Source organism: Nostocoides sp. HKS02 (assembly GCF_009707485.1).
GTDB lineage: Bacteria > Actinomycetota > Actinomycetes > Actinomycetales > Dermatophilaceae > Pedococcus.
The window spans coordinates 2,510,976-2,526,165 of sequence record NZ_CP046121.1; the positions used below are offsets into that span (position 1 = coordinate 2,510,976).

Here is a 15,190-nt window from a genome sequence, read left to right on the forward strand (position 1 = left end):
AGCCACCTGAAAGGAGAAGGTCACATGGACATCGTCTTCCTGGCGGTCGTGGTCATCGCCGCCCTGCTTCTCCCCCGGAGCCGCGCGCTGCTCGTGACGCCGGCGGCCTGGGCCCTCTGCGTCGCACTGGTCGGCTGGGGACCGGCCAACAACCCAGACGTCCACACGACCTCATTGGGGTTCTGGGTCCCGTGGGCAGTCGTCCTCGTCATCGGGCTGGCGCTCGTCGTCGGCATCGACCTCGTCCGTCGGCGCCGACGGCTGGCGAGGGCCTGACGGCGCGGCGGCGCGGCGGCGCGGCGGCGCGGCGGCGAAGCACGAGTCGGCACGGCGTTGGCGGGGGTGGACCGTTCGGTCGAGATTGACGCCGCGTTCGTCCGAAATGCCACGATCTCGTCCCAGGGACTGCGCACGTCGATGACACTGGTGCCGGACTCCCCGCCCCCTTCCGGAAAGAGACCTCATGAGCACCCGTCGTGTGGCCGTGCGTCGTCACGTGCGTCGGTTCCTCCCCCTGGTGGTGGGCGCGAGCCTGACGCTGGCGGCGGCGACCGCCCTCGGGACACCAAGCCTCACGGGTGCCGATCTGGGCGCCGGGACCGGCCATACCGTTCTCCACGCCGAGCCGGTCGTGCTGACCTCCTCGACAGGTAACCCACTCGCGGGTCGGCCATGGGGTGTCTACAAGGGTGGCTACGAGATGGCGTGGGCGCCGTACGTGCATGCCACGGGGACGAACAAGACCCTGCTGGCGAAGATCGCTCTCCGACCGAAGGCCATGTGGTTCGGAGCCTGGATCTCGAACTCGGCCATCGCCGCCACCACAGCCCGCTACATCGCGAACGCACAGGCGGGGAACCCCAACGCGCTCGTCCAGATGACCGTGTTCAGGATGGTCCCCTGGGAGGGCGACGCGTGCCGGCGACTGCCCACGGTCGCCGAGCAAGCGTCATACAAGCAGTGGGTTGACCGCATGGCGGGCGCGATCGGTTCTGCCCACGTCGCCCTCGTCCTGCAGCCGGACGGGCCGTTCGCGCTGTGCGTCCCCGGCAGGTCCCTGATCCCCTCCCACCTGATCGCCTACTCGGCCCAGAAGTTCAGCGCCTTGCCGCACACCAGCGTGTACATCGAGGCCGGCGCCGCCGACTGGCCCGCAGCGGGCGCCCAGGGTGGCGTCGACGCCGCGCTGAGGATTCTGCTCCCGGCCGGGATCCAGTACGCGCGTGGCGTGGCCCTCAACGGGACGCACTACTCCTCGACGGACAACGAGGTCGCCCGCGGCGCCGCGATCGTCCGGGCGCTGGCCGCGCGCGGCATCCGCGGCAAGCACGTCGTGATCAACACCTCGTCATCCGGGCACCCGTTCGTGTTCGGCAAGTACACCGGTCCGGACCCGGACAATGCCTGGGTATGCCGGTCGGCCACCGACACCCGGACCTGCGTGAAGCTGGGCATCCCGCCGACGACGGACGTCGCCAACGCCCGGTGGCACCTGACCGCAACCGACAACCAGCTCGCGCGCACCTACGTGGACGGGTACCTGTGGTTCGGGCGCCCCTGGCTGTATCGGCAGGCCTCGCCGTTCGACCTGAACCGCGCCTTGCAGCTCGCCCGCACGTCGCCCTACTGACCCAACCAGCCGGGCTGAGCGGGATGGGTTAGGCGTCCGCCTTCGCGGCGTCCTGGCGAAGAACAGCCTCCCTGAAGGCTGGGTGCACCCGAGTCATGAGAAGCGCACCCTCGCGGGTGAGTCGGATCCCGACCGAGTTCACCCACTCGTTGACGAGGCCCCAAGCGAGGCCGACGAGGGTGACCGCGAGCAGGAGGAGAGCCCGTTCACCGTCCACCGCTGCGGCGCCCAGCATCAGGGTGATGCCCAGTGCCGCCAGAACCCAGCTCGCGCGACGCCATTGACGGTAACGCTGGAACACGGCCCTTTGAAGGGGGACGGTGATCGCGTACCTGTGCGACGACCCCGCCTGAGCGACGAGCCATGGAAGGAAGCCGAACACGATCATGGCCCATGCCCAGACCGGTGTCGCCCTTCCACGAATCGTCAGGGTGTCGGCCGTCGGAACGCCGGTCTTGACGCAGATCTGCGGCATCTGCGCGGCCACCTGAATGGGCTTTGAGATCTCAACGGACGCCACTGCCCCATGCTAGGCAGGCGGGCGTTCGTCGCGCGCCCGATTGGTCGCATGGTTCACCACCCGTGCCCTTCGGCCGCGCGCGCCTGGACGACCACCCCACCTGGACCTCGCCGCGGGCCGAGCCCGCCCACCGTCCGGGCTAGATCGGGTGTTCACCTGCGCCGATCGGTCCCGGGACCGCCTTCGGCGGCTGCCTGGCGCGCCGCCGCCAGCTGCGTCACGACATGCCGGGCGTAGCTCTCACCGCCCGCCAGCAGCCCAGCGCCGACCGCCCGCACCCGCACCCGGCGGCCATCGCGCAACTTCAGCTGGAGGACTTGCTTCCCTCTCACCGTCACCATGTGCGCCGCCGTGATCTCCGCCCATGGCAGGATGCGGGATCGCCAGCCGTTCTGGACAACGACCCCGTCCGGGGTGATGGTCATCCGGGTCGTCCAGCCGAGCCACACCAAGGCCAAACCCCCGACGAGGTATACCGCCCACGCCCGGTCATCGAGGTGTCGGACGGCTTCCACGATGTAGACGCCGCTCACGATCGTTCCGCCAAAGATGTCCCGCGGATGGCGGTACGTACACGGCACCAACGGGTCACCGCCTGAGCGCCTCAGCAGCCACCTACCCAGTCCAGACACGTGCACAAGGTAGTGCAGGTGGTGAGTGGATCACGGCGAGCAGAGGGGTCGCTGGAGTACGCTCCACGCTCCGAACTGAGTCGCGCGGGAGCATGCCTGCGATGCGATGATGTGGTGGGTGAAGCTGGCGCAAACGACCTGCGACTGAGGACGACGGGGAGTTCCTATATCGGTTGCATCGCAAGTCGATGCGCGCCGTCGTCGAGATCACTTGGGGACCATGGTCCGACTCCCAACAGCGCGCCTTCCACGCCGAGTGGTTCGACCCGCAACGGCTGTCCATCATCGTGGCCGGTGGCCAGGATATCGGCGTCCTCGATGCCGAGGTCCGTGCCGATGGCACGGCCTACTTGGCACGCGTTGAGATCCTTCCCGAGTACCAGGGGCGCGGCATCGGTGGACGCGTCATCCAGCAGTTCGTGGAACACGCGCGAACCCAGGCGGCGCGAACGGTTGAGCTCGATGTGCTCCTTGCGAATGTGGACGCTCAACGCCTCTACGAGCGCCTTGGCTTTGAGCACGTCGCGGACTCACGTCTGAGACGCCGGATGCGGCTCCAGTCCAGCGAGTGACGGACGCCCTGGGCATGTGCTTCGGGATCCAGGCGCATCGATGGCGAGGTGATGTCGGGCGGGCGGTCAGCGTCCGCCCGTTGTCGTGAACGGAGGGAGGTGCCCACGCCCTGTCGCCCTGCCCCCTTTGGCGTGGGCACCTCGTCGCCCCCACGGCCTCAGTGTCGCCCCGATCCGCAAGCAGGCACCATCGGGCGATCGGCCCAGGACAACCCGCCACGACCCGGACATCCCGTGAGCATCCACGCAGGCGTGCCATCATGCTGCGCGCGGCGCGCCCCTTCCCACACCCCGCTGGTTGAGGGGGCGCGCCCCCCGGTCGGACTTCCCAGGCGGAGGTGGTGTGGACCGACGAAAAGGACCCCCGACCTCGCGTTTCCGCAGGTCAGGGGCCTCATCGTCTGTCTCAACGCAGAGTGCGCCCGAAGGGATTCGAACCCCTAACCTTCTGATCCGTAGTCAGATGCTCTATCCGTTGAGCTACGGGCGCGGATGCTGCCCTGAGGGTTCCTTGTGGGATCGCCCAGAGCAACGACGGGAAAGACTACCGGCATACCCCCTCCCCCACGAAATTGGGTCGGAGGAGCGCCAGCGCGCCCTAGCCGGCCCCTCGGACCGGCTCTCCAGCGCCTCCTCGGCGGCCCCGACGGGCGCCACCCGAATCCGCAAGAAACACACCACGATTCGGACGGCTTCTTGCAAGGCTTGCAAGAAGCCGTCAGTCGCAGCGGCCTTACCGACAGGTTGTGAGCGGATTCACGAGCGTTCTCAGCCTCTCGCGGTACCGGCCACCACCGGCCCCGGCGTACCGTGACCAGATCAGTAGCGTTCACCATGTGGACATCCATGGAATCCACGTCGCGTGAACGTTTCACCTCACTGCTCCGGGGACCAGCCATATCCGGACGAAAGGGACGGCCGATCACATGACGACCGAGGCGACGAAGACCGACCAGCGCGCAGGGGGCACGACGCACGCCCGCCTTCAGGCTTGGGTCGACGAGGTGGCCGCTCTGACCACTCCTGACCAGATCGAGTGGGTGACCGGCTCCGACCAGGAGTGGACGCGCTTGACCGACAAGCTCGTCGAGGCCGGCACGTTCGTGCGCCTCAACGAGGAGAAGAAGCCCAACAGCTTCTACGCCGCCTCCGACCCGACCGACGTCGCCCGGGTCGAGGACCGCACCTACATCTGTTCGGTGGACGAGAAGGACTGCGGGCCCACCAACAACTGGATGGACCCGAACGAGATGAAGGACCTCATGCGCGGGCTCTACGCCGGCTGCATGAAGGGCCGCACGATGTACGTCATCCCCTTCGTCATGGGCCACCTGAACGCCGAGAACCCCATGTTCGGCGTTGAGATCACCGACTCCGAGTACGTCGTCGTGTCGATGCGCGTCATGGCTCGCACCGGGGTCAACGTGCTGCGGCGCATCGAGGAGCTCGGCGAGGACGCGAAGTACGTCCCGGCGCTGCACTCCGTCGGAGCCCCGCTCGAGCCCGGTCAGCAGGACGTGAAGTGGCCGTGCAACCCCGAGAAGTACATCGTGCAGTTCCCCGAGGAGCGCATGATCTGGTCCTTCGGGTCCGGCTACGGCGGCAACGCCCTGCTCGGCAAGAAGTGCTACTCGCTGCGCATCGCCAGCGTCATGGCTCGCGACGAGGGCTGGCTGGCCGAGCACATGCTCATCCTCAAGCTCATCTCGCCCGAGAATCAGGTCTACTACGTCGCGGCCGCGTTCCCGAGCGCCTGCGGCAAGACCAACCTCGCCATGCTCGCCCCCACCATCCCGGGCTGGAAGGTCGAGACCCTCGGCGACGACATCGCCTGGATGCGCTTCGGCGAGGACGGCCGGCTGTATGCCGTGAACCCCGAGTTCGGCTTCTTCGGCGTCGCCCCCGGCACCAACGAGAAGACCAACCCGAACGCGATGCGCACCATCGAGAAGGGCAACTCGGTCTTCACCAATGTCGCCCTGACCGACGACGGCGACGTGTGGTGGGAGGGTCTGGAGAACGAGCCCGCCCACGCCACGAGCTGGAAGGGCCTCGACTGGACCCCCGACGACGCCGAGCTCTCCAGCCACGCCAACAGCCGCTACTGCACCCCCATCGAGCAGTGCCCGATCCTGGCTGACGAGTACAACGACCCCAAGGGCGTGCCGATCTCGGCGATCTTCTTCGGTGGTCGCCGCAAGACGACGGTCCCCCTGGTGACCGAGTCTCGCGACTGGGTCCACGGCACCTTCATGGGCGCCACCCTCTCGTCCGAGACCACGGCCGCCGCGACCGGGGCCGTGGGCGTCGTGCGCCGCGACCCGATGGCGATGCTGCCGTTCATCGGCTACAACGCCGGTGACTACTTCCAGCACTGGATCAACGTGGGCAAGGACGCCGACGCGGCCAAGCTGCCCAAGATCTTCTACGTCAACTGGTTCCGTCGCGACGCCGATGGTGGCTTCCTCTGGCCGGGCTTCGGCGAGAACAGCCGGGTGCTCAAGTGGGCCATCGAACGCATCGAGGGCAAGGCCGCCGCGATCGAGACCCCCATCGGTCACGTCCCGACGCTCGAGTCACTCGACACCGACGGTCTCGACATGAGCGACGCCGACATCGCCGCGGCCCTCAAGGTCGACCCCGAGGAGTGGAAGGCCGAGATCCCCCAGATCGAGGAGTGGTTCGCCAAGTTCGGCGAGACGCTGCCCACCCAGCTGCGGATCGAGCTCGACGGCCTGAAGGCGCGCCTCGGCGTCGAGTGACCCACGCGTGTGCCACCCAGCGGCACACCTCGAAAGGCCCGGAACCGATGCGGTTCCGGGCCTTTCGGCATACTCGGCTTCATGGCACCCAGTGGCTCGACACACAGTGGCTCGACACACAGTGGCGTGGTCTTTCCCGCGGTCGACGGGAAGCGGAGCACGTCAGCGCTCGGCCGGGCCGTCGTGGCCGACGCGCTCCGCGGGGTCGACCCGGTCGGAGCCCAGGCAGCCGAACGTGAGACGACGTGGCGCCAGGGGTACCTCGCCCACTTCCGCCGGATGGTCGAGGCCGGTCTGCTCCGCGACGGCGACGCCGCCGTGGATGTCGCGCGGGCAGGGCTGGAGTCGCTGCACGCTCGCATGCTGGCGACCACGCCCGACGGCGAGGTGCCGGTAGCCGAGCTGTTCGCCGCTGGTGACGGTGCCGCGCTCGAGACGGCGACCGTGCGTGGCACCGGGGACCGGGCGACGGAGCTGAGCCTGCCGTTCCACGGGACGCGGCTGCGCGGCGACGCCCTGCACCGACAGCTCGACGACTGGTCCGCGCGCGGCATCCTCGAGCCCTCCGCCGCCGAGGCCGTGCGGACCGTCATGGCCAACCCGGACTGGCTCGACCTCTCCGACCATCGCCTCGTGGTGCTCGGCGCCGGCGCCGAGATGGGTCCGCTGCGGGCCGTCCTGTCGTGGGGTGGTGACGTCATCGGGATCGACCTGCCCCGTCCGGATATCTGGAAGCGCGTGCTCGAGGTCGCGGGCGCGTCGGCCGGCACGCTCCACCTGCCCGTCCAGCGGGGCTCGATCTGGTCGGCCGGCGACCTCGCCACCCACGCGGGCGCCGACCTGCTGCACGGCCTGCCAGCCGTCGCCGACTGGCTCACCGGCCTCAGCGGTCCGCTCGTGCTGGGCAACTACGTGTATGCCGATGGCGCCACCAATGTTCGCGTGTCCACCGCGGTCGACGCGCTGAGCGCGGAGCTCCTGGGCCGTCGCGACGACGTGGCGCTGGCGTTCCTCGCGACGCCGACCGACGTGTTCGCCGTGCCAGCCGAGGCGGTCGAGCAGTCCACACGCAACTACCGCAACCCCTCGGCGGCGATGCGGCTCGCCCGCCCGGCAGTCCGGACGGTGAGCGGTGGGCGACTCCTACGGCGCAACTACGCGCCCGGCTCCGAGCCCGGCATCAACGACAGCCTGGTGGCGCAGCAGGGCCCGAACTACGCCCTGGCCAAACGGCTACAGCGCTGGCGCGCCACCGTCGCCCGGCGCGAGGGTGTCACGGTCTCCCTCAACGTCGCACCGCCGACCCGCACCCGGTCCGTCGTGAAGAACCGGGCGTTGGCCAGTGCGTACGCCGGAGCGCACCGGTTCGGCATCGAGGTCTTCGAACCCGCTACGAGCAACACGCTGATGGCCGCCCTGCTGGTCCACGACCTACGGACCAGTTCCGAGCCGACCACCCCCTGGCGCGAGGAAGCACGAGGCGCGGTCCACGGCGGGCTCTGGCGCACGGCATACGCACCGCGCAGCGCGCTGGGACTCGCGGTGGTCATCGGGCTGGGCTCCGCGCGTACGTGAGCACGGAGCCCAGCCCTGTCCTCAGCTCGCTCCCGCCGCCTTGACGGCCGGGACCGCGCAGGGCGCGTCGAGCAAGATCTGTTGGGCGGTGCTGCCCATGAACAGCTTCCCCACCGGAGAGCGCCGACGCAGCCCGATGACGATCAGCTCGGCGTCGTGGTCGACCGCGATCCGCAGGATCTCCTCTGCTGCCGCCAAGCCACCCGTGGGCTGGAGGACCTCGTGCTCGACCCCGGCCCCGGCGAGCTCGGCATCGATCGCCTCGAGGTCCTGAGGGGTGGCGAAGCTCGGCTTGGCGTAGTTGCCCGACTCTCCGGTGTTCACCACGACCAAGCGTGCGCCCCGCAGCAACGACTCGCTCTTGGCCCGTTCGAGCGCGGCCACCCCCTCTGGGCTGGGGATGTACCCGACCACGATGGTGACGCTCATGACGCGGGCTCTAGTCGCGTCGCTCCGGTCATGATCGCCACGCCCTCACCCATGTCGTGCGACTGCGGGGTGATCACGCCGGCACAGCCACCCAGCCGCTGGATGTGGATGCGGTCGGCCGCCTCCCACACGTGCGGCATGTTGTGGCTGATGAGGATGACGGCAAGGCCGTTGTCACGCAGCTGCTTGACCATGTCGAGCACCATCCCGGACTCCTTCACCCCGAGCGCGGCCGTGGGCTCGTCGAGGACGACCACCTTGCTCCCGAACGCGGCGGCGCGCGCCACGGCCACAGCCTGGCGCTGACCTCCGGACAGCGTCTCGACCGCCTGACCCATGTTCTGGATCGTCTGGATGCCGAGGTTCTGCACCGACTCGCCCGCCCGCTTCTTCATGCCGCCCTTGTCGAGCATGCGGAACACCGAGCCGAGCACGCCCGGTCGCCGCTCCTCCCGAGCGAGGTAGAGGTTGCTCGCGATGTCGAGGGCGGGGATCACCGCCAGCTGCTGGTAGACCGTCTCGATCCCGTGCTCACGGGAGTCCTGCGGCCGCCGGAAGCTGACCTCCTTGCCCTCCATCGAGATCGTCCCGGAGTTCGGCACGTACGCACCGGTGAGGCACTTGATGAGCGTGGACTTGCCCGCCCCGTTGTCGCCGATGACCGCGAGCACCTCACCCCGGTAGAGGTCAAGGTTCACCCCGTCGAGACCGACGACGCGGCCGAAGGTGATGACGAGGTCCCGGGCGCTCAGGATCGGCTCGGCGTCGTAGATGTGCTGCTTGCCCGCCGGGATCGCGTCGAGCGCCAGCGGGAGCTTGGTGACCGTCATGACCGCACCTTCCTGATCCACTGGTCGATCGACACGGCCAGGATGACCAGGATGCCGATGGCGAGGACGCGCCACTGGGTGTTGACACCCGCGAGCGAGAGCCCGAAGGCGAACGCCTGGACGATGAGCGCGCCGATGAGTGTGCCCACCAACCGCCCGCGACCACCGAACAGGCTCGTGCCGCCGATGACCACAGCGGTGATGCTGTTGAGGTTGGCGTCGGTGATGGCGTTGGGTGAGGCCGCGCCGGCGCGGCCGATGTTGACCCAGGCGGCGATGCCGTAGATGAGGCCCGCGACCGTGTAGACCTGCAGGAGGACGCGCTTGGCGGGAACGCCGGAAAGGCGCGCGGACTCGGCGTCGTCACCGACGGCATACACGTAGCGGCCCCAGGCGGTCTGGCTCAGCACGAACGTGAAGACCACGTACAGCAGCACCACGACCACGATTCCCCAGGTCAACCGGAAACCGCCGACGCCGAAGCCGTTGCCCAGCACGTTGAGGACGTCCGGCAGGTGCTCACCCTGGATGTCTTGACCCCCGGAGTAGAGCAGGGCGATGGCGGTGAAGATGCTCAGGGTGCCCAGGGTGACGATGAACGGCGGCAGGTTGAGGCGGGTCACCAGCGCCCCGTTGAGGAATCCCGCAGCCACCGCCAGCAGGAGGCCGATCCCGAGGGCAAGGACGCCGTTCATGCCGCCGTCCTTGGCCAGGGTCGCCATGACCATCGCCGACAAGATGGCGATCGCGCCAACCGAGAGATCGATGCCGGCCGTGAGGATGACCAGCGTCTGGCCGACGGCGAGCGCGGCGACGACAGCGGTCTGCTGGAGCAGCACCGACTGGGCACTGGGCTGGGCGAACCGGGGGTTGATGATCGCGAACGCGATGAAGCTCAGGATCAGCAGGAACAGCGGGCTCAGGTACGGATACCCGTGCAGCAGGTGCTGCACTCGCTGGAGCGGGCTCTGCTGCCGCCGAGCGAACTCAGCGGCAGCAGAGGGCGTGGTGGTTGCCATTGGTTCAGTTGCCCCAGCAGAGCGAGCTGCCCTTGGTGGAGTCGATGCTCTCGACCCCGCTCACCGGCTTGTCCGTCACGAGGGCCACGCCGGTGTTGTAGAAGTCGAGACCGGGAGAGGTCTTCGGCTTCTCGCCACCGCGGGCGATCTTCGCGATCGCCTCCATCCCCAACGTCGCCATCTTCAGCGGGTACTGCTGGGCGGTCGCCCCGATCACGCCATCCTTGACCGACTTGACGCCGGCGCAGCCACCGTCGACCGACACCATGAGTGCCGTCTTGCCCGCTGCCTTGAGGGCGGCGTCCGCCCCGACCGCGGTCGGCTCGTTGATCGTGTAGACGACGTTGATGTTCGGGTTCTTGGCCAGGCACTTCTCCATCGCGCTGCGCCCGCCGTCGGCGGCACCCTGGCCGGCCTCGTTGCAGACGATCGTGTAGTCGCCACCCTTGCCACCGGTGTACTTGCCCGTGGGGGCCTCGTCACCGTTCTTCTTGGGGTCCTTGACGTCGATGCCCATGCCCTCGAGGAATCCCTGGTCGCGGTTGTAGTCGACCGAGACGATCTTGTCGTTGAACAGGTCGAGCAGGGCGATCACGGCCGGCTTGCCCGCGAGCTGGGCAGCAGCCCACTGCCCGTCGAGCTTGCCCGCCGCGCGGTTGTCGGTGGCGAACGTGATGTCGACCGTGTTGGCCGGGTCGGGCGGAGTGTCCAGCGCGATGACGTACAGGCCGGCATCTCGCGCCTTCTTGATCGCCGAGTTCACCCCGTTGCTCATGGGCGTGATGATGATGCCCTTGTCGCCGCGGGCGATGGAGTCCTCGATCGCGGTGATCTGGCCGGCGTCGTCGCCTTCCTGCTTGCCTGAGGCCACCGTGAGGTCGACCTTGTTCTTGGCCGCATCGGCCTTGGCGCCCTTCTGCATGGCGACGAAGAACGGGTTGGATGAGTCCTTGGTGATCAGGGTGACTCCGACGTTGCCGTCGGAGCCCGATCCGGAACCACCGCCACAGGCGGCGAGCGCCAAGGCGGTGGAGGCCACGGCGCTGACCGCGATGACCCGACGGAGGCTGGGCGTGATTCGAGACATGGTGCTCCCCCTTCTGGCGGCGTCGTGACCGCACTGACAACGTTGTCATTGCCGATGTTGGAGGAGTACTTGGCTTCCTGTCAATAGTCCTGTACAAATCTGGACGTGAACGTGACATCGTTGTCAGACCCTGCCGCACGACGCCCACGCGCGACGATGCGCGAGGTGGCCGCCCTCGCGGGGGTCAGCCTGAAGACGGTCTCGCGGGTCGTCAACGCGGAGCCGGGGGTGTCCCCCGACGTCCGCCAGCGGGTGGAGCGAGCTGTCTTGCAGCTCGGCTACCGCCACAACCTCGGCGCCAGCAACCTGCGCCGCACCAACGCGCACACCAACACCGTCGGCGCCCTGCTCCAGGACGTGAGCAACAGCTTCTCCGCCAGCCTGCTGCGCAGCCTCGAGGACACCGCCCATGCGCGCGGAGTGGCCATCCTCGCTTCCAGCCTCGACGAGGAGCCGGACCGGGAGCGGTCCCTCGTCGCCAACCTCGTCCGCCGCCGGGTCGACGGGCTGGTTCTCATGCCCGCAACCGACCGCCAGGACTACCTCTCCGAGGATCTCCAGAGCGGTCTGCCGGTGGTCTTCGTGGACCGCCGCCCACAAGGCATCGACGCGGACTCGGTCACCGCCGACAACGTCCTCGGGTCACGCCTTGCCGTTCATCACCTTGTGGCGCAAGGACATTCGCGCATCGCGTTCCTGGGTGACCTTCCGACGATCCAGACGGCGGCCGATCGCTATCGCGGGTTCGTCGACGGCCTCAGTGATCGGTCGTTGGTCCTGGAGATGGACCTGGCCATGGGCGGGCTCCGCACCAGCGACGCGGCCCAACAGGCGCTCCTGCACGTGCTCGACGGCGCGCGCCCCCCGACCGCGGTCTTCGCCGCGCGCAACTCGCTGGCGGTCGGGGCGGTGCGCGCCCTCCGACAGCGCGGTCTGAGCCACCGGGTCGCCCTGGTCGGCTTCGATGACTTCCCCCTGGCCGATGTCCTCGAGCCGGGGTTGACGGTGGTTCGGCAGAACGTCGGCCACATCGGGCGGGAGGTCTCCCGTGCCCTGTTCGCCCGCATCGACGGCGACCAGTCACCGCCGCGTCACGTCGTGGTGACCCCCGAGCTCGTGGTCCGGGGATCTGGCGAGATCTCGCCCGCGGCCTGAGCCCTCGCACGCTGCTGCGCCAGCGGGCGAACCGCGCCACACACAGGGATCGCGCTGAAGTCCTTGCCACCCGATGCCGTCCGGCCACCGCTGGCGTATGCCGTTCCCGCGCCTGCCCGGCGCACCGCGCCCAGCGCCCGGGTCAGGGTCGCGGCGGTCATGTCGCACCCGGAGCGGCCGGGACCTGCTGTGGCGCCTGCCCCGGTAGCAGCTGGGGCTGCTGACCTTGGGGCGCCTGGGTCCCAGGGCCGGAACCTGCGCCGGCTGGTCCACCTGGCCCGAAGCCGCCACGCTGGAACTGGCCCTGGTCGCTCTGCGCCGAGCCCGCCGGCAAGGCCGCCGCAGCAGTGGCTGCCCCCGCAGCCGAGATGCCGATGGCCAGGGCCGCGGCGATCGCGGTCTTGCGTCCCGACCAGGTCGGTGGGGTGAGCGCCGGCGCCGTGCTCGGAGCCGAGGCGGCGGCGGACGGTCGATCGGGCTCGGCGGCAGGTGCCCGATCCGGCGTCGCGGCATACGGCGTGGTCGCGGTCCGCGCCCAGGTGAGGGACGCGGGGTCGTCGGTGGGGTGCGGTTGGCCGGTCATCGGGTCCTCCGGGTCGCGAGGTGTCAGCTGTCTCCACCGACGCTCGGCTCCCCGCCTGTGCGAGCGCTGTGGCACGGGTATCGGGTGGCTGAGGATGACCACAGAGCGCTCACAGGAATCGCACAGGAGTTCCGAGGGCCCCGCACAAGGTCGCGGGTGTTTCCTAGGGGTATGAACACGCAGCAGTCCGCTTCGGCCAAGCTCCAGCGCATCGACGGCTCCCCGGTAAGGGTCCTCGTGGTGGACGACGAGAACAACCTCACCGAGCTGCTCAGCATGGCGCTGCGCTACGAGGGCTGGGAGGTCCGCACCGCGTCCAACGGCGCCTCCGCCGTGCGTGCGGCTCGTGACTTCCAGCCCGACGCGGTGGCGCTCGACATGATGCTGCCGGACTTCGACGGGCTCGAGGTGCTGCGCCGGATGCGGGGCGACAACCCCAATGTCCCCGTGCTGTTCCTCACCGCGAAGGACGCCGTGGAGGACCGCGTGGCCGGTTTGACGGCTGGCGGCGACGACTACGTGACCAAGCCGTTCAGCCTCGAGGAGGTCGTCGCCCGCCTCCGCGCCCTGATGCGACGCACTGCGGTGGTGGCCGATGACGCGAGCTCCATGCTCGTGGTCGGCGACCTCACCATGGACGAGGACAGCCACGAGGTGACCCGCTCGGGCGAGCAGATCCAGCTCACTGCAACGGAGTTCGAGCTGCTGCGCTACCTCATGCGCAACCCCAAGCGGGTCCTGTCCAAGTCCCAGATCCTGGACCGTGTCTGGAACTACGACTTCGGCGGTCAGGCCAACGTCGTCGAGCTGTACATCTCCTACCTGCGCAAGAAGGTCGACGCCGGCCGCGAGCCGATGATCCACACCATGCGAGGCGTGGGATACGTCCTCAAGCCCGCAGCATGAACCCAGCAGGTGTCCTCGCCGCCGTCCGCCCCCACCTGCGGCCCGGCCGGTGGTCCCTGAGTACCAAGCTCGTCGCGACGATGGTCGGCCTGTTCCTCGCCGTGACGCTGGCGACGGCATCACTGACCGTGCTGCTCATGCAGGACTACCTGCTCAAGCAGCTCGACCGCGACGTCACGTCCATCTCGCACCGCGCGGTCGGGGGCCCGCACGACCTGGCTGACCAGGGTCAGGTGCCGCATCCCGACGGAGGAGGGCCTCCGGGTGGCGGCGGCGACTCCCTGCGGGTGACGCTGCTCGCCGGCACCGTCGTGAGCAGCTCCTACGCCCGCGGCGACGCCTCGGGCGCGTTGACGACCGCGCAGATCGCCCAGCTCAACGCCGCAGGCATCGGCGAGACCCCGAAGACGGTGCACGTCGACGGCTTGGGCGACTACCGCGCGATCTCCGTACGCGACCCGCTCGGCCAGACCGTCATCTCGGGGATCCCGATCACCCCGGTCACCGACACCGTCGACAAGGTCATCAGCCTCGTCGGCGGTGGCACGATCGTCGGCTTCGTCCTGGTCACGGCGGGTGGGCTCTGGCTCGTGCGTCGCAACCTTGCTCCGCTCCAACGGGTGGCCCACACCGCGACCCAGGTCTCCCGACTCAAGCTCGACAGCGGCGACGTCGCGCTCGCCGAGCGTGTGCCGTTGGCCGACGCCGACCCGAACACCGAGGTCGGCCAGGTCGGGCTCGCCCTCAACAGCATGCTCGACAACGTCGAGGGCGCCCTGCAGGCGCGTCACGAGTCCGAGCAGCGCGTGCGCCAGTTCGTCGCGGACGCCTCGCACGAGCTGCGCACCCCACTGGCCTCCATCCGCGGGTATGCCGAGCTGTCCCGTCGCGAGCGCGAGCCGGTGCCGCCATCGATCACCCATGCGCTGAACCGGGTCGAGTCCGAGGCGCTGCGCATGCAGGGTCTCGTGGAGGACCTGCTGCTGCTCGCCCGACTGGACGCCGGGCGGCCGCTCGACCGGGAGCCCGTCGACCTGACCCTGCTGGCCATGGACGCCGTCAGCGACGCCCACGCGGCGGCGCCCGACCACCGCTGGGAGCTCGACCTGCCGGACGAGCCGATCGAGGTCACCGGCGACCACGCGCGGCTCCACCAGGTGGTCGCGAACCTGCTCGCGAACGCGCGGACGCACACGCCCGCCGGCACACGGGTCACCACCTCGGTCAGCACCGAGAACGGCTGGGTGCGGGTCATCGTGGCCGACAACGGTCCGGGTGTGCCGAAGTCCTTGCAGCGCAACGTCTTCCAGCGGTTCACGCGCGGCGACGACTCGCGCAACCGCGCCGCCGGGTCCACCGGCCTCGGGCTGAGCATCGTGGACGCCGTGGCGCGTTCACACGGTGGCACGGTCGAGCTGACCAGCACGCCGGGCGACACCACGTTCACGGTGCTGCTCCCCGTGCACTGACGGCTGCCCTGGGCTCTCCCG

General features: G+C 69.2%; 16 protein-coding genes and 1 tRNA gene. 8 read left to right on the plus strand and 9 right to left on the minus strand.

The window, feature by feature from the left end:
- Positions 1-24: 24 nt before the first annotated feature.
- Together GKE56_RS12120 and GKE56_RS12125 are read left to right on the plus strand one after the other, a co-directional pair.
- Positions 25-276: a hypothetical protein gene (locus GKE56_RS12120; protein WP_154684762.1), complete on the plus strand. Its 252-nt coding sequence runs from the start codon at positions 25-27 to the stop codon at positions 274-276.
- Between the two features lie 187 nt (positions 277-463).
- Positions 464-1,630 carry a glycoside hydrolase family 6 protein gene (locus GKE56_RS12125; protein ID WP_154684763.1) on the plus strand — a complete coding sequence of 389 codons (1,167 nt, stop codon included), beginning with the start codon at positions 464-466 and terminating at the stop codon, positions 1,628-1,630.
- A 28-nt stretch (positions 1,631-1,658) separates the two neighbouring features.
- Here GKE56_RS12125 and GKE56_RS12130 read toward each other — a convergent pair whose 3' ends face one another.
- Positions 1,659-2,117, minus strand: a complete 459-nt coding sequence (locus GKE56_RS12130; protein WP_154684764.1) for a hypothetical protein — start codon at positions 2,115-2,117, stop codon at positions 1,659-1,661.
- 185 nt (positions 2,118-2,302) lie between these two features.
- Positions 2,303-2,782, minus strand: coding sequence for a PH domain-containing protein (locus tag GKE56_RS12135; RefSeq protein WP_195908103.1), 480 nt, complete (start codon positions 2,780-2,782; stop codon positions 2,303-2,305).
- Between the two features lie 188 nt (positions 2,783-2,970).
- On the opposite strand from GKE56_RS12135, the gene GKE56_RS12140 reads away from it, so the two are divergent.
- A complete protein-coding gene (locus tag GKE56_RS12140; RefSeq protein WP_230208932.1) occupies positions 2,971-3,354 on the plus strand; it encodes a GNAT family N-acetyltransferase in 384 nt (127 codons plus the stop codon).
- A gap of 417 nt (positions 3,355-3,771) precedes the next feature.
- Here GKE56_RS12140 and GKE56_RS12145 read toward each other — a convergent pair.
- Positions 3,772-3,844: transfer RNA gene (locus GKE56_RS12145), tRNA-Arg, on the minus strand.
- Positions 3,845-4,280: 436 nt separating this feature from the next.
- Between GKE56_RS12145 and GKE56_RS12150 the strand changes: the two genes are divergently transcribed.
- Both GKE56_RS12150 and GKE56_RS12155 read left to right on the plus strand, forming a co-directional pair.
- A complete protein-coding gene (locus GKE56_RS12150) occupies positions 4,281-6,116 on the plus strand; it encodes a phosphoenolpyruvate carboxykinase (GTP) (RefSeq protein ID WP_154684767.1) in 1,836 nt (611 codons plus the stop codon).
- A gap of 81 nt (positions 6,117-6,197) precedes the next feature.
- Complete coding sequence (locus GKE56_RS12155; protein ID WP_154684768.1) at positions 6,198-7,691, plus strand: hypothetical protein; 1,494 nt, start codon at positions 6,198-6,200, stop codon at positions 7,689-7,691.
- Between the two features lie 21 nt (positions 7,692-7,712).
- On the opposite strand, the gene GKE56_RS12160 is transcribed toward GKE56_RS12155, so the two are convergent.
- Genes GKE56_RS12160 through GKE56_RS12175 form a run of 4 tightly spaced genes read right to left on the minus strand, consistent with a single transcriptional unit; the run spans position 7,713 to position 11,056 of the window.
- Complete coding sequence (locus GKE56_RS12160) at positions 7,713-8,120, minus strand: universal stress protein (protein ID WP_154684769.1); 408 nt, start codon at positions 8,118-8,120, stop codon at positions 7,713-7,715.
- On the minus strand, positions 8,117-8,950 hold the full coding sequence (locus tag GKE56_RS12165; protein ID WP_154684770.1) for an ATP-binding cassette domain-containing protein: 834 nt from the start codon (positions 8,948-8,950) through the stop codon (positions 8,117-8,119). Before GKE56_RS12165 ends, GKE56_RS12160 begins: the two co-directional genes overlap by 4 nt.
- Positions 8,947-9,969: an ABC transporter permease gene (locus GKE56_RS12170; RefSeq protein ID WP_154684771.1), complete on the minus strand. Its 1,023-nt coding sequence runs from the start codon at positions 9,967-9,969 to the stop codon at positions 8,947-8,949. The genes GKE56_RS12165 and GKE56_RS12170 overlap by 4 nt, the downstream gene beginning before the upstream one ends.
- A 4-nt stretch (positions 9,970-9,973) precedes the next feature.
- Complete coding sequence (locus tag GKE56_RS12175) at positions 9,974-11,056, minus strand: substrate-binding domain-containing protein (protein WP_154684772.1); 1,083 nt, start codon at positions 11,054-11,056, stop codon at positions 9,974-9,976.
- A gap of 120 nt (positions 11,057-11,176) precedes the next feature.
- Here GKE56_RS12175 and GKE56_RS12180 point away from each other — a divergent pair, with 120 nt between their 5' ends.
- On the plus strand, positions 11,177-12,211 hold the full coding sequence (locus GKE56_RS12180) for a LacI family DNA-binding transcriptional regulator (protein WP_230208933.1): 1,035 nt from the start codon (positions 11,177-11,179) through the stop codon (positions 12,209-12,211).
- Here the strand turns inward: GKE56_RS12180 and GKE56_RS12185 are convergent.
- Together GKE56_RS12185 and GKE56_RS12190 are read right to left on the minus strand one after the other, a co-directional pair.
- On the minus strand, positions 12,148-12,372 hold the full coding sequence (locus GKE56_RS12185; protein WP_154684773.1) for a hypothetical protein: 225 nt from the start codon (positions 12,370-12,372) through the stop codon (positions 12,148-12,150). The two genes, GKE56_RS12180 and GKE56_RS12185, sit on opposite strands and share 64 nt — an antisense overlap.
- Positions 12,369-12,794, minus strand: coding sequence for a hypothetical protein (locus tag GKE56_RS12190; protein ID WP_154684774.1), 426 nt, complete (start codon positions 12,792-12,794; stop codon positions 12,369-12,371). The genes GKE56_RS12185 and GKE56_RS12190 overlap by 4 nt, the downstream gene beginning before the upstream one ends.
- Positions 12,795-12,965: 171 nt before the next feature.
- Between GKE56_RS12190 and GKE56_RS12195 the strand changes: the two genes are divergently transcribed.
- Together GKE56_RS12195 and GKE56_RS12200 are read left to right on the plus strand one after the other, a co-directional pair.
- Positions 12,966-13,700: a response regulator transcription factor gene (locus GKE56_RS12195; protein ID WP_154684775.1), complete on the plus strand. Its 735-nt coding sequence runs from the start codon at positions 12,966-12,968 to the stop codon at positions 13,698-13,700.
- Entirely contained in the window at positions 13,697-15,169 is a 1,473-nt protein-coding gene (locus GKE56_RS12200) for a HAMP domain-containing sensor histidine kinase (RefSeq protein ID WP_154684776.1), read from the plus strand. Before GKE56_RS12195 ends, GKE56_RS12200 begins: the two co-directional genes overlap by 4 nt.
- Positions 15,170-15,190 lie beyond the last annotated feature (21 nt).